This is a genomic window from Mesorhizobium sp. M0848 (genome assembly GCF_040319805.1).
Lineage (GTDB): Bacteria > Pseudomonadota > Alphaproteobacteria > Rhizobiales > Rhizobiaceae > Mesorhizobium.
This window is the reverse complement of record NZ_JAMYOM010000025.1, coordinates 32,332-46,161: the sequence shown is the minus strand read 5'-3', so window position 1 is coordinate 46,161 and position 13,830 is coordinate 32,332. Positions and strand designations below refer to the sequence as shown.

Annotated in this window: 13 protein-coding genes; 11 read left to right on the top strand and 2 right to left on the bottom strand. The window is 64.4% G+C overall.

Going from position 1 to position 13,830, the window contains the following annotated elements; genetic code table 11:
- Positions 1-4 precede the first annotated feature (4 nt).
- From NKH95_RS25570 to NKH95_RS25545, 6 genes are all read left to right on the top strand, one after another.
- Complete coding sequence (locus NKH95_RS25570; RefSeq protein ID WP_128304631.1) at positions 5-1,066, top strand: ABC transporter substrate-binding protein; 1,062 nt, start codon at positions 5-7, stop codon at positions 1,064-1,066.
- A gap of 65 nt (positions 1,067-1,131) precedes the next feature.
- Positions 1,132-1,995, top strand: coding sequence for an ABC transporter permease (locus NKH95_RS25565; protein ID WP_127317861.1), 864 nt, complete (start codon positions 1,132-1,134; stop codon positions 1,993-1,995).
- Positions 1,995-2,783 carry an ABC transporter permease gene (locus NKH95_RS25560; RefSeq protein ID WP_352630498.1) on the top strand — a complete coding sequence of 263 codons (789 nt, stop codon included), beginning with the start codon at positions 1,995-1,997 and terminating at the stop codon, positions 2,781-2,783. Before NKH95_RS25565 ends, NKH95_RS25560 begins: the two co-directional genes overlap by 1 nt.
- Complete coding sequence (locus tag NKH95_RS25555; protein WP_352893642.1) at positions 2,783-3,847, top strand: ABC transporter ATP-binding protein; 1,065 nt, start codon at positions 2,783-2,785, stop codon at positions 3,845-3,847. Before NKH95_RS25560 ends, NKH95_RS25555 begins: the two co-directional genes overlap by 1 nt.
- A 238-nt stretch (positions 3,848-4,085) precedes the next feature.
- Positions 4,086-5,336 carry an aconitase X gene (locus NKH95_RS25550; protein ID WP_352630454.1) on the top strand — a complete coding sequence of 417 codons (1,251 nt, stop codon included), beginning with the start codon at positions 4,086-4,088 and terminating at the stop codon, positions 5,334-5,336.
- On the top strand, positions 5,333-5,791 hold the full coding sequence (locus NKH95_RS25545) for an aconitase X swivel domain-containing protein (protein ID WP_352441197.1): 459 nt from the start codon (positions 5,333-5,335) through the stop codon (positions 5,789-5,791). Before NKH95_RS25550 ends, NKH95_RS25545 begins: the two co-directional genes overlap by 4 nt.
- Here the strand turns inward: NKH95_RS25545 and NKH95_RS25540 are convergent.
- Together NKH95_RS25540 and NKH95_RS25535 are read right to left on the bottom strand one after the other, a co-directional pair.
- On the bottom strand, positions 5,752-6,837 hold the full coding sequence (locus NKH95_RS25540) for an SIP domain-containing protein (protein WP_352893640.1): 1,086 nt from the start codon (positions 6,835-6,837) through the stop codon (positions 5,752-5,754). The genes NKH95_RS25545 and NKH95_RS25540 overlap by 40 nt on opposite strands.
- 2 nt (positions 6,838-6,839) lie before the next feature.
- On the bottom strand, positions 6,840-8,966 hold the full coding sequence (locus NKH95_RS25535; RefSeq protein ID WP_352721965.1) for a TonB-dependent hemoglobin/transferrin/lactoferrin family receptor: 2,127 nt from the start codon (positions 8,964-8,966) through the stop codon (positions 6,840-6,842).
- A gap of 186 nt (positions 8,967-9,152) precedes the next feature.
- Here NKH95_RS25535 and NKH95_RS25530 point away from each other — a divergent pair, with 186 nt between their 5' ends.
- The 5 genes from NKH95_RS25530 to NKH95_RS25510 all read left to right on the top strand — a co-directional run bounded on the left by NKH95_RS25530 (position 9,153) and on the right by NKH95_RS25510 (position 13,820).
- A complete protein-coding gene (locus tag NKH95_RS25530; protein ID WP_352554747.1) occupies positions 9,153-10,097 on the top strand; it encodes a heme/hemin ABC transporter substrate-binding protein in 945 nt (314 codons plus the stop codon).
- A gap of 278 nt (positions 10,098-10,375) precedes the next feature.
- Positions 10,376-10,972 carry a thioredoxin family protein gene (locus tag NKH95_RS25525; RefSeq protein ID WP_023814046.1) on the top strand — a complete coding sequence of 199 codons (597 nt, stop codon included), beginning with the start codon at positions 10,376-10,378 and terminating at the stop codon, positions 10,970-10,972.
- Between the two features lie 30 nt (positions 10,973-11,002).
- Positions 11,003-12,628 (top strand): FAD-binding protein, encoded by a 1,626-nt coding sequence (locus NKH95_RS25520; RefSeq protein ID WP_352893638.1) that lies wholly within the window; start codon positions 11,003-11,005, stop codon positions 12,626-12,628.
- Positions 12,625-12,951, top strand: coding sequence for a 4Fe-4S dicluster domain-containing protein (locus tag NKH95_RS25515; RefSeq protein ID WP_023814043.1), 327 nt, complete (start codon positions 12,625-12,627; stop codon positions 12,949-12,951). Before NKH95_RS25520 ends, NKH95_RS25515 begins: the two co-directional genes overlap by 4 nt.
- Positions 12,952-12,983: 32 nt before the next feature.
- Positions 12,984-13,820 (top strand): ABC transporter ATP-binding protein, encoded by an 837-nt coding sequence (locus NKH95_RS25510; protein WP_128303534.1) that lies wholly within the window; start codon positions 12,984-12,986, stop codon positions 13,818-13,820.
- The last annotated feature ends 10 nt before the right edge of the window (positions 13,821-13,830 follow it).

Here is a 13,830-nt window from a genome sequence, read left to right as displayed (position 1 = left end):
AACCATGCGCATGCCTGACTTGACTGCTCTGCTGACGGCGACCGCCGTCTTTACCTCCGCACTCACGTTCGCCGCCAAGGCCGACGAAGTGCATGTGCTCAACTGGAAGGGCTACGGCGCCGACGAGCCGTGGGCCGTCGAGGCTTTCGAAAAGGCGACCGGCAACAAGGTCGTCAACGATTTCTTCAATTCCGAACAGGAAATGCTGACCAAGATCCGGACCAATCCCGGCCTCTACGACGTCGTCATGATCAACGCCGCCTTCAACGACCAGGCGATGGACGGCAAGCTGATCCAGCCGATCGACGTTTCCAAGCTGCCGAACTACGCCGACATCAGCAAGGACAAGGCGGGATCGCCGATGCTCGTCCACGACGGCAAGGTCTATGGCGTGCCGTGGGTATGGGGCCTGACGGCGCTCGCCATCAACGAAAAATCCTTCGACAAGCCGCCGACGAGCATCGCCGAGATGTGGGATGCCGCGCACAAGGGCCGTGTCGTCATTCGCGACGACGCCGTTGAAGCGGTGCAGTTCGGCGCCATCGCCACTGGCCAGAACATCAACGACATCAAGGATATGGATGCGGTCAAGACGAAGCTGACCTCGCTGATGCCGCAGATCAAGACCTTCTGGAGCTCGGAGAACGACTGGAACCAGATGGTCGCCTCCAACCAGATCGACATCGGCACCTACTGGAGCGGCTCGGCCGATCGCGCCAAGACGCATTTCAAGCTGCCGGTCTCGCTGGTCGTGCCGCAGGAAGGCGCCGTCGCCTGGCTCGACGCGTTTTCCATTCCGGTCGGCGCCAAGAACGTCGCCGGCGCCGAGGCCTTCATCAACTACATGATCGACCCGAAATTCTACGTCGAATGGGTCACCAAGGTCGGTGCTCCCGTCTCCGCCAACACCAAGGCGGTGGAAGCGCTGCCCGAGGATGCCTTCAACCGCAAGGTCATGGGTGATCCCGAAGTGGCCAAGCGCATCCAGTTCCAGGCGCCGATCACCGACGCCCAGCGCGAAGCCTATCTGGCGCTCTGGCAGCAGCTTAAGGTCGACGTGAAGTAAGATCACAGCCAGGCCAGCCGGCGGTTCGCGTCGGCTGGTTCTTCCAATACTGGGAGGAGGGTACCATGGCAGCTGCGACAGCGTCGCGAAGCGGGCTGAGATCGGCATTGCCGCTGCTGGCGCCAGCCTATCTCTGGCTGACGGTGGCGATCTTCCTGCCGCTATCCGCTATGGTCTTCTTCTCGTTCATGACCGAGCTGCCGCTGTCGGGAAAGCCGTGGGCGTTCACGCTTGGCAACTATGCCGCCTTCTTCTCGCAAAGCCTCTATCTGACGCTGCTGCTGGCCTCGCTGCGGCTTGGCCTCGAAGTGACGCTGTGGTGCGTCGTCATCGGCTATCCCGCGGCTTACGTGCTCGCCAAGGTGCTGAAGGGGCGCAGCCGCGAGGCGATCTTCCTGCTCGTCATCCTGCCGTTCTGGTCGAACGGGCTGGTGCGCATCTTTTCCTGGGCGATGGTTTTGCGCGAGGGCGGCATTCTCGACACCGCGCTCAACGCGGTGCTGCCGTTCAAGATCAACATCGACCTGATGTATTCCTATCCAGCCGTCATCATCGGGCTGGTGCACTCCTATGTGCCCTACATGGTGCTGACCTGTTATCTGACGCTGCAGGCGATCGACGACTCGCTGATCGAGGCCGGGCGCTCGCTTGGCGCATCGCGGTTGCAGGTGCTGAAGCGGGTGATCATCCCGCTGTCGATGCCCGGATTGGTCGCGGGTGCGGCGCTGATCTTCGTGCCGGTCGTCGGCTCGTTCATGGAACCGCGCATCCTCGGCGGCCGCACCGGCACCTTCTACGGCACGGTCATCGAGGACCAGTTCGTCGCCGTGTTCAACTGGCCGCTCGGTGCAGCGCTCTCCTTCATCCTGCTGGCGGTGGTGCTGGTCATCCTGGCGGTGGCGTCGCCGGTGCTGCGGAGGGCCGCGTGATGGTGACGACCCGCATCCTCGAATGGCTCGGCCGTCTCTACATCTTTATGCTGCTCGCCTTTCTTTATCTGCCGATCATCATCATGGCGCTGATGTCGTTCAATGTCTCGCCCTTCTACCAACTGCCGTTCGAATGGACGACCGAATGGTACGCCTCGCTGTGGCAGAACGACCAGCTGATCGCGGCCACCTGGAACAGCGTCGAGATCGCGGTCATCACCACGATCATCTGCGTGGTGCTCGGCTCGGCTGCATCATTGGCGCTCTATCGCTACGAATTTCGCGGCAAGAAGTTCCTGCAGGCGATGCTGTTTCCGCCGATCGCCATACCGTGGCTGATCACCGGCACGGCGATGCTGATTTTCTTCTTCGGTGTCGGCATCGGCCGCGGCCTGCATGCGATCCTGCTCGGCCATGTCGCGCTGGCGCTGCCCTATGTCATCGTCGTCGTCTCGGCCCGGCTGCAGACCTTCGCGCCGGAGCTGGAAGAGGCGGCGCGCTCGCTCGGCGCCAACCAGTGGCAGGTGACGAGGCGCGTTACGCTGCCCTGGATCATGCCCGGCGTCATCGCCGGCGGGCTGTTTGCGTTTGCCGTTTCGTTCGATCAGTTCGTCGTGTCCTATTTCCTGGCGACGCCGGGCCAGACGACGCTGCCGGTCGAAATCTACGCCGCGATCCGCAAGGGTTTTACGCCCGAGATCAACGCGGTCTCGACCATCATCATTGTCGTGTCGATGGCGCTGATGCTGCTGACAGCGCGGTTCTTCAAATTCGGCGGAGAGAAATAATGGCCGGCGTGCAGGTATCTGATGTCTCGCGCAGTTTCGGCGCGCACAAGGCACTGGACGATGTCTCTATCGATTTCGCCGATGGCGGCTTCTATGCGCTGCTCGGGCCATCGGGCAGCGGCAAGACCACGCTGCTCAGGCAGATCGCGGGGTTCGATTTTCCCGATTCCGGCCGCATCACCATCGGCGGCGAAAGCGTTGAGCGGGTGCCGGTCGAAAAGCGGCGCATCGGCATGGTGTTTCAGAACTATGCGCTGTTTCCCAATATGAGCGTCGCCGACAATGTCGCCTTCGGCCTGTCGGTGCGCGGCGAGGCCAGGGCGATCATCGCTACCGAGGTGCAGCGCGCGCTCGATCTGGTGCAACTCGGCAAGCTCGGTGGGCGGCGGCCGCATCAGCTGTCGGGCGGCCAGCGCCAGCGCGTGGCGCTCGCCCGCGCCATCGTCACCAAGCCGCGCGTGCTGCTGCTCGACGAGCCGCTCGGCGCGCTCGACAAGGCGCTGCGCGTCGATATGCAGATCGAGCTCAAGCGCATCCAGCGCGAGATCGGCATCACCACCATTTTCGTTACCCATGACCAGGAAGAAGCGCTGACGATGAGCGACCGCATCGGCATATTGCGCGAAGGCAGGCTGGTGCAGGAAGGACCACCGGAGGAGATCTACGACCGGCCGAAGAGCGAATTCGCCGCCACCTTCCTCGGCGACGCCAACATTTTTCGCGGCGATACGACGGGCGATGGCATCCGGCTGCCGGACGGCACGGCGATTGCCGCCGGCGCGGGTGCTCGCCTTGCTGCTGGTGCCAAGGCGAGTTGTGCGGTGCGGCCCGAACGCATCCGTATTGCTATTGATGGCGGGGCTTCGGATGGCAACGCCAACATGCTCAAGGGGCAGGTCTCCAAGCGCATTTTCGCCGGCAACAACAGCACATACTTTGTCGAGCACGCTGGTCAGACGTTGAAGGTCATCGTGCAGAACACCGGTGCCGAAAGACTGGCCGAGGGTCAGGAGGTAATGCTCAGTTGGTCGCCGAAAAGCACCGTGCTGATTGCGGCAAACTAGTCGACGCGGTTCGATAGCAGGGACTGTTGGCGTTCCTTCGCACCCCCCTCTGTCCTGCCGGACATCTCCCCCGCAAGGGGGGAGATTGGCGGTTTGAGCGTCACTGCCCTTTTTGCAACGTCGAAAATTTGCGAAAGCAGGTATGACGGCTAATCTCCCCCCTTGCGGGGGAGATGCCCGGCAGGGCAGAGGGGGGTGCTGTCCCTCCATCGGGCTAGATAGGGCCGGGAGCACATCTATGACGCTGGAATTGACGGCTAAGGACCGATCCATGCTCGACGGCGAGCAGGGCCCGTCCGCCGCCGCTGCCATGAAAATCCTCGTCGCATTTTCCAATGCGGTTGGGGCGCGCGGTCTGCTCGACATCACTGGCGCCCATATCGATGGCTGTCTCTACCACGGCAAGGCAGGGCTCGATTTCGTCGAGCGGCTGGTCGAAGGCGGTGGCCGGGTCCAGGTGCCGACGACATTGAATGTCGGCTCATTCGACCTCATCCATCCCGGCATGGTGAAGATGCCGGCAGCGGAAGAGGTGCCGGCGCGGCGGCTGATGAAGGCGCATCTGGAGCTCGGCTGCCAGGCGACCTTCACTTGCGCACCTTACCAGACGCGGTTCAGGCCGGAGTTCGGCGAGCAGATCGCCTGGGGCGAATCCAACGCCATCGTCTTTGCCAATTCGGTGATCGGCGCGCGCACCAACCGCTATGGCGATTTCATCGATCTGTGCTGCGCCATGACCGGCCGCGCGCCGGCCTGGGGTCTGCATCTGAGCGAGAACCGGCGCGGCCGGATCCTATTTGAGCTGGATGTTCCGGACGGCGAGCCGAGCGACAGCCTTTTCGTCGGCGTCGGGCTATTCATCGGGCAAGCGAGCGGCGACCGCGTTCCGGTGATTGCCGGTCTGCCGCAGCCGCGCGATGAGGACCAGCTAAAGGCGCTGGGCGCGGCGGCTGCAACGACGGGTGCTGTGGCGCTGTTCCATGCGGTCGGCATCACGCCGGAAGCGATGACGCTCGATGAGGCGTTCCAGGGTCATGCGCCTGACGAAACGATCCGCATCACCCGCGCCGATATCGACCATGCGCTGGCCAGGCTATCGAGCGTACGGGATGGCGCGCCGGTGGCGGCCGTGTCGCTCGGCACGCCGCATTTTTCGTATGAGGAGTGGATGCGACTGTTGCCGTTGCTGCGCGAGGCAGCACCCGGAAGGCGCATCCCGATCTACGTCAACACGGGCCGTGCGACCTTGGCGCGACTGCAGGAGGAGGGCGCGCTGGCGGGGATGGAGGCGTTTGGTCTGGTCCCGGTCGCCGACACCTGCACCTATGTCACATCGATCCTGGAACGCCTCGACGGCGTCGTGATGACCAATTCCGGCAAATGGGCGCATTATGCACCGGGCAATATCGGCGTGTCCGTCGCCTTTGCCGAGATGGAGGATTGCATCCGCTCCGCTGCCGTCGGGCATGTCGTGCGGAGCGCCTCATGACGCGACCGGTGGCACGAACCGGCACCTTCCAGTTGGCCGGCGAAGCCAAGGGCCAGGCGCTGGTGTTCTCGCAACCCCTCAGCTTCTGGGGCGGTATCGATGCCGAGACCGGCGACATAACAGACCATTCGCATCCCGGCCTCGGCCAAAATGTCGCCGGCAGGATTTTGGTCATGCCGAGCGGGCGCGGCTCATCGTCTTCATCCTCGGTGCTGGCCGAGGCGATCCGCAGAGGCACGGCGCCGGCCGGTCTTCTTCTGGAGCGGCCGGACCCGATCCTGGCGGTGGGCGCCATCGTTGCCGAGTTTCTTTATGACATCCGCATGCCGCTGGTGGTGTGCGATATTTCGAACCTTGTCTCCGGTGATCAAATTGATATCGGCATCGGCAAAGACGGCGGGCCGATCATCAGAGTTCACCCCGCCATCAATCCGGCAGAGCCACGCCGCCAATAGGCAGCCGCCAGCGTCTGATCGCGACCAAGTCCCAGCGTGTCGCGCCAATATTCGCGCACGATCTTGGCGGCAGCGGCTTCCGCCGCGAACCAGCCGAAGGCCGAACCGTCCTGCGGCCACGCCACCGAGCGGACAGCCTCGGCCAGCCGTCTGTCCTCGCCCGCCGCCACGCCATCCCGTGTCAGCCAATGCACTTCGATGCGGGTGGGGTTGGCGATCTTCTGCCGTTCACCGTCATTGGCGATCTCGACGAAGGCAACGCCTTTTGTCTCGGCCGGCAGCGTCTCCAGCAGCCGCGCCAGCGCCGGCAGGCCGGTTTCATCGGCACCCAAGACATACCATTCTGCCTGCCGCACCGGACGGCCGACCGGTCCCATGATGCCGACCTTCATGCCGGGCGCTGCCTGCATGGCCCAGGTGGAGCCGACGCTCTCGCCGGTATGAATCAGGAAGTCGATATCGATGATGCCCTTTTCCACGTCGAGCGCGCGGATGGTGTAGACGCGCGCCACCGGGCGCCGGTCATCGGCGGGCCAGACCGGCAAGCCATTGCCGCCGAGCACCGGCCACAGCGGATCGGGCACCTCCCTGGTCGGAAACAGCATGCGGATATGCATGCCGCCGAATTTGGCGAAACGGCTGAGATCCTCGCCGGCCAGCCGGATGCGGCGCATATGCGGGGTGAGGTCGCGAATATCCGTCACCACCATCTCGCGGAACTGAGCGAGGCTGGTTTCGCCTGAGAGATCGCCGGTCCAGACGATCTCGGGATTTTCCTCCTTGGCGTAGACCTGTACGGCCGTGGCCAGCAGGTCCTTGATACGGGCCAGCCCGTCGCGGTCGGCGGCATTGGCCCGCATCACCAGCCGTTCCATGTCGAAAGAGGCGCCACCGAAGGCAAAGCGGAAATCGATGCGCTGTCCCTGATGCGAAGCATCGGCCTCGAAGCTCTGCAGTCTGTCGCTGATGCTGTCCATGTAATCGGGCAGATGTCGCAGGTTGAGCTGTGCCTCACAGGCCAGTTCACGCACCGATGCTTGGCTCATTGTCAGCCTCCGATCCTGCCGGTGAGCGCCACCTTGAAGGTGCGGCCCTTGCCCTGTTCGGTTGCCGCCGAGGTCGACCATGCGCTTTGCGGGTCGGTGTAGGCGGTGTTGAAGATGTTATCGACGCCGAAGTCGAGCTTGAGGTTGTCATTGACGCGCCAGTTGGCGAAGACGTTGACCAGATCGAAACCGTCATCGACGACCGGCACGGCGTTGGGATTGGTGCGGCTGGTGCGGGTGATCTTGCCGACGCTGAGATATTGCGCGCCGACGGTGAGCTGGTCCTCCAGCATGCGGAAGCCGATGGTGGCCGAGAAGCGGTCGAGCGGCGTGTTGTTCAGCGCCTGGCCGGAATAGACGCCGCTGACGACCTTGGCGTCGATCAACGCGCCGGCAAGGTTCACAAAACCCCAGTTGTAGTCATAAACCATCTCGGCCTCGATGCCCTTCAGCCGGGCGTCGCCGATGTTGATCGCGGTGCGCGGCAGGACGGTCAGGTCGACGTCGATGTAATCCTCGACGGCAGTGTGGAAGACGTTGAGCTTGGCGCGCAACCGGTCGCCCGCCGTCAGAACATCGTCATACTTGACGTTGATGCCGGCCTCCCAGTTCTTCGCCGTCTCGGGCTGCAGCAGAAGATTGGGCCGGTATGTATCGCCGCCGCCATGCGCGCCGCCGCCGCGGAAGACATCCTGCAGGCCCGGCGCCCGATAGCCTTCGGAATAGGTGCCATAGAGCTGGAAGCCATCGAATGGCGTGACGCCGACGGTGAGGCGCGGCGACCAACGATCGCCGGAGATCGAGGCTTCCTGCGGCGACGGGATGCGCGTTTCGCCATCGAGCTGGTAGCCGTCATACCGCATCGCAGTGATGACCTGCAGCCAGTCCTCGTAATCGCCCTGCCACTGCAGGAAGCCGCCATAGCCCTGCTGTTCGCCAGCGCCGAAATGCGCCGCTTCCGAGGAGGCCTCGAGATAGTAGTAATCGAGTCCGTAGGTCAGCGTATGTGCTAGTCCCCAGGCGTCGAAACGTGAGGAGTTCTTCACGTTGAAGCCGGATGTGGCGACATCGTAAAAACGGAAATTGCCGATCCCTGAGGCAGGCGCGACCTGCGTCTGCTCGGTGCGGGTGCGGTTGTGGTAGGCATTGGCGCTGAAGTCGATCAGCTCGTTGTCGTCTGGCTTCCAGGTGTAGGCGGCGGTGTAGGTCTGGTTGGTGGTGTTGGTGTCGTAGCGGCTCAGCGTCGGCGAGGTCGAGCCGCTGGATCCGGTGATCTGGTCGTTGTAGCGCTGCAGGATGGCGCCGAGCTTCAGCTCATGGTCATCGGCCGGCCGCAGCGTCGTCTTCAGATAGCCGCTGGTCACCCGCTCGCCGGTCCATGGCACGGTCTCGCCATTGCCGTCGGTGTAGCTGTCGCGGTCGCGGTAGATGAGGTTGCCGATGATGTCGGCATCGTCGCTGAAGCGGTAGGCACCGGTGGTGCTGGTGGTGAAGCCGTCGCCATTGTCCTCGTAGCCGAGCTTCTCGCTCAGCGCCCAGCGCTCGTCCTTCTTGAGGAAATCGCCGGCGTCCTTGGTCTCGAAGGAGACGACGCCGCCGATGCCGCCTGACCCATAGGCATTCGACACCGGGCCACGAATGACGGTGGCTTCCTTGATCAGGTCCGGTTCGACATAGAACGAGCCAGAGCCATGACCGACGCGCCAATAGTCCTGACGGGCGCCGTCGAGCGTCACGACGACGCGGCCATATTGCTCCAGGCCGCGAATGTTGATGGCGGTTGCGGGATCGTCGCCATTCATCGAGGCAGCGACGCCGGGCGTGGTGCGGAAGATGTCGGCCGCTGTGTCGGGCTGAATGCGGTCGAGTTCGTCCTGATCGACGGCGCTGATGGCGGCCATCGATTCGATCACCGCCGTTTTGATCATCGTCGCCGAGATGGTGATCACGTCGAGCATCGTCGCCGGCTGATTCTGCGCGGCACTGGCCGGCGCCAGGCGGCCGGCCTTGGCGGCGGCCTTTTTCTCCTGGTCCTGTTCCTGCGCGCTGGCAAGAGGCACGGCGCAGAGGCCGAGCACGAAGGCGAGCGCGGTGCTCGCCATCAAGGTCGTGTTTGTTGTCGTTGTCATCGTCATGCAGCCCCCAAGCAAAAGCAAAACTGCTGGCGGTGGCTGAAGGGCCTTGGCTGGCATGATCGAGAATCCCTCGACCAGGCGGGCCGGGGCAGGGGTCACATATTAAAACATGATGACACAAGTCAACTTTAAATTTATAGCCGACCATCATCGAGAAGCATCTGGCACGGGAACAGCGGCATGGTCGGCAGTTTAGGCGAAGGCAAGACGACCCACTGGTCGCAACCTGGCAGGATCGCGGCGGTGCTGCTTCTGGCGCTGTCGGTGCTGGCGCCTTCCTGTGGTTTCCAGGCGCTGGCCGCCGAGGGCGTTGTCGACGCGCTGGGGCGAACCGTCGTGCCGGGCGCGGCGACCCGAATCGTGACGCTCGGCTCCGACGTCACCGAGATCGTCCACGCGCTGGGCGCCGGCGAGCGGATCATCTCCGTCGATCGCGGCAGCAAATATCCGCCTGAAGTCGCGCAAAAACCCAATGTCGGCTACCGCCGCCAGCTTTCGGTCGAGGGGCTGGCCAGCCTGCGTCCCGACCTGATCCTGGCGGCCGAGGACAGCGGACCGCCGGAGGCGGTCGAGGTGCTAAAATCACTGGCGATCCCGATCGTCTTCGTCCCGCAGGACAACAGCCCGCAAGGCATCGAGCGGAAGATCACCCTGATCGCCGCCAGCCTTAGGCTCGAGGACAAGGGCAAGGTGGTTTCCGCCGAGGTGCTCACCGCCTTTCAGACGGCAGCCGATCTGGCAGCAAAAATCCCGCCGGAGCGGCGCAAGAAGGTGGTGTTCTTCCATGGCCTCGTGAAGCTGAGCGCTGCCGGCGCCGGCACCTCTGCCGACGCCATCATTCGCTATGCCGGCGGCCTCAACCCGATGGATGTCGTGCATGGCTACAGGGCGGCATCGGAGGAAAAGCTGATCGAGATGGCGCCTGACGTCATCCTGATGATGAGCGACGGCAAGAGCGGGCCGACGCCCGAGCAGGTGTTCGGCAACCGCGCGCTGGCGGCAACGCCGGCGGCGGCCAACAAGGCGCTGGTCGTGCTTGACGGCGCCTACATGATCGGCTTCGGGCCGCGCACATCAGATGCGATCCGCGATCTGGCGAAGGCGCTTTATCCGGAAGGGGAATGACGCCGTAAAATCGCAAGGCGGTTCGGCTGGGCAGTACCAATTCGTCGGCGAACCAGTTGAGCTTGATAAATCCTGTCCGTCCGGATTTCTCCGGATCGGCTTCCGCCCGAACAAACTTGGCGGCTCGGCCTGAAACATTGGCACGATATTCTAAGCCGCGCGGTTGACCGCGAATGCGCTATCCAGCCTATAATTATACTAAATTCATAGACTAACTGCGGACGTTCAGGGCGCTCGCACCTTGGCCTGTGAAAATGGTTGCACAAGGGAGCGCATCGATGCCGAAGACAGAGTCCAATCCGATCGACCTCGGCACCAGGGCGGCCGATTTCCTGTTGCCCGACGCGCAAGGCGTGCTGCACCGCCTCGCCGATTTCGACGCCAAGCCGGCCCTGCTCGTCGCCTTCATTTCCAACCGTTGCCCGTTCGTCGTGCTGATCCGCGAGCAGCTTGCCGCTTTCGCCAGGGATTATGCGGGCAAGGGGCTGCAAGTGGTGGCGATCAACGCCAACGACCACGAAGCGCATCCGGAAGAAACGCTTGCCCGTATCGGCGAAGAGGCCGAAAAATTTGGCTATTCCTTCCCCTATCTCAAGGATGCGTCGCAGCAGACGGCGAAAGCCTATGGCGCGGCCTGCACGCCCGACTTCTTCCTGTTTGATACCGACCGGCGGCTCGCCTATCACGGCCAGTTCGACGAGGCGCGGCCGGGCAACGGCAAGCCGGTGACGGGTGCCGATCTGCGAGCGGCGGTCGACACGGTGTTGGAGGGCGGCAGGCCCATTGCCAGCCAAGTGCCGTCGATCGGCTGCAACATCAAATGGAGTGCCGGCAACGAGCCGGTCTGGTCTTCCAGCGCGGCGCGCGCGGCCTAGCGCCGGCCTCGACGCATTCGCCAGGTGTCCATGCACAAGCCGCAAAAATCCGCTTCCGACAGCTTGCTGCTCCAGGCAGACGTGCTGGTGCTGGGCGGCGGCCCGTCGGCCGCCTGGGCGGCAGTCGCGGCGGCCGAGGGCGGCGCCAAGGTGGTGCTGGCCGACAAGGGCTATCTCGGCACCAGCGGCGCCACCGCGCCGTCCAACACCGGCACCTGGTGCGTGCCGCCGGGTGACAACAGGCACGCCGTGGTCGAACGACGCTGGCAGCGCACCGGCGAACTCGCCGACCCGCGCTGGATGCTGCGCTGCGTCGACACCGCCTACCGCAACCTGCTCAGGCTGTCCGAATGGGGCTATCCCTTTCCGAGCGAGGATGACGGACGGCTCTACATCGCCAATCTGCGCGGCCCGGACTACATGCGCTTCATGCGCCGCCGGGTGCTTTTGGCCGGCGTCACCGTGCTCGACCATCATCCGGCGCTCGAACTTCTGTCCGACGACGATGCCATTGTCGGCGCCGCCGGTGTTGCGAGACAGATCGGCCAGGACTGGCGCGTCGACGCCAACGCCGTGGTGCTGGCGACCGGCGGCTGCGCCTTTCGCGAACGCATCCTCGGCGCCACCGGGCTGACTGGCGACGGCTATCTGATGGCGGCCGAAGCCGGCGCCAGCCTGTCGGGCATGGAGTTCACCGGCAAATACACGCTGGCGCCCTATGGCTCATCGCTGAACAAGGGCCTGCCGTTCCGCTGGGCCTCGTTCCATCGCGAAGATGGCTCGCCGATCGTCGGACCGACCGGCGAGCCGTTGCGTAACGGCATCGGCGACCGCGAGGAGGAAGTGGCGCGCGCGCTGATCGACGGCCCGGTCTATGCGCGGCTCGATCAGGCCGAACCGGCGCTGCAAGGCTGGCTGCGCCAGGGCCAGCCGAATTGCTTCGTGCCCTATGACCGCGTCGGCATCGACCCGTTCAGCGAGTTGTTCCGCATCACCTTGCGCGCCGAAGGCACGGTGCGCGGCACCGGCGGCATCGACATCGTCTCCGACGATTGCGCCACCGGCGTGCCCGGCCTCTACGTCGCCGGTGATGCCGCCAGCCGCGAGATGATGACCGGGGCCGTGTCGGGCGGCGGCGCCGTCAATTCATCCTGGGCGCTGGCCAGCGGCTGGTGGGCCGGCAAGGGCGCCTCGACCCATGCCAAGCGCCGCACCGGCAAGGCGTTCCGCAGTGCGGTGCAGTCGCTCGGCCAAGCCGGGTTGCGTCCGGCATCGTCGGCGAGTGCCGACATCTCGGCGAGCGAAGTTATCGAGGCGGTGCGTAGCGAAGTGACGCCGCTCGGCAAGAATTTCTTCCGCACTGGCGAGGGCCTGGAGAAAAGCGGCGAGCGGCTGGAGAGTGTCTGGCGCGACGTGCGCGACCATCTGCAAGGCGAGGGGCTGGATCGGGTCCGCACGCGCGAGGCGGCATCGATCGCCGCTGCCGGGCGCTGGTCCGTGGCCGCAGCGCTGCACCGCACCGAGAGCCGCGGCATGCATCGCCGCACCGACCTACCGGGCAAGAGCCCGGCCTTCGCGCACCGGCTGGTCATCACCGGTGTGGATGAGTTCCGCATCGCAGGTGCGCCTGAGCGGCTGGCGGAGCTGGCGTCATGATCGAGATCGTCTCGGCCACGCGCTGCGTCGAATGCGACATCTGCGTCAAGGTGTGCCCGGCCAACGTCTTCGACGCGACCGACAATGGCGTGCCGGTGATCGCTCGCCAGGAGGACTGCCAGACCTGCTTTCTCTGCGAGATCTATTGCCCGACCGACGCGCTTTATGTGGCCGAGTTCGCCGAAGGGCCGACCGGCATCACGGAAGCTCAGGCCGACGCCCGACGGCTGTTCGGCTCCTATGCCCGCGCGCTTGGCTGGAAGCGCGGCAAGGCGGGCGGCTCGGAATTCGACCCGACGCACCGCATCCGCGTGGCGCAGTGAACCGATCGGAGACAGATATGGACCGCCCGAACATGGACCGGATCGTCGTCAGCGACATCAGCAAGACGTTCCAGCTCAAGCCGGGGCAGTTCGTCACCGTGGATGGCGAGGCGACCGACCGCGTCACCGTGCTCGACGGCGTTGATCTCTCGATCCGCAAAGGCGAATTCATCACGCTGGTTGGCCCGAGCGGCTCGGGCAAGTCGGTGCTGCTCGACATTATCGGCGGGCTGACGCAGGCGACCGGTGGCGACGTCCAGCTCGACGGCAGGCGCATCACCAGGCCAGATCCCAAGACCGGCTATGTCTTCCAGCAATATGCGCTGTTTCCCTGGCGTACGGCGCTCGCCAACATCGAATATGCGCTGGAGGTGCGCGGCGTGGCCAAGGGCGAGCGCACGGCGACGGCCCGCCATCTGTTGGCACTGTTCGGCCTTGCTGGTTTCGAGGACCGTTTTCCCAACCAGCTGTCCGGCGGCATGCAGCAGCGTGTGGCAATCGCGCGTGCGCTGGCCAGCAACCCGGAAGTGCTGCTGATGGATGAGCCGTTCGCGGCGCTCGACCAGCAGACGCGTGAACTGCTGCAAGGCGAGCTGCTGCGGATCTGGGGCAAGATCAACACGACTGTCATTTTCGTCACCCACTCGATCGACGAGGCGATCTTCCTCGCCGATCGCGTGGTGGTGATGACGGCGCGGCCGGGCGCGGTGAAGGAGATCATCGATATCGACCTGCCACGGCCGCGCGACGGCGACATCCGCGCCAGCGCCGAATTCAACGCCTATCGCGCCCGCGTCTGGGACGTGCTGCGCGACGAGGTCAACAAGGCGCAGAAGGACTGGACCCTGTCGCCAGCCTTCAGTCACTGAGGAACTGGAC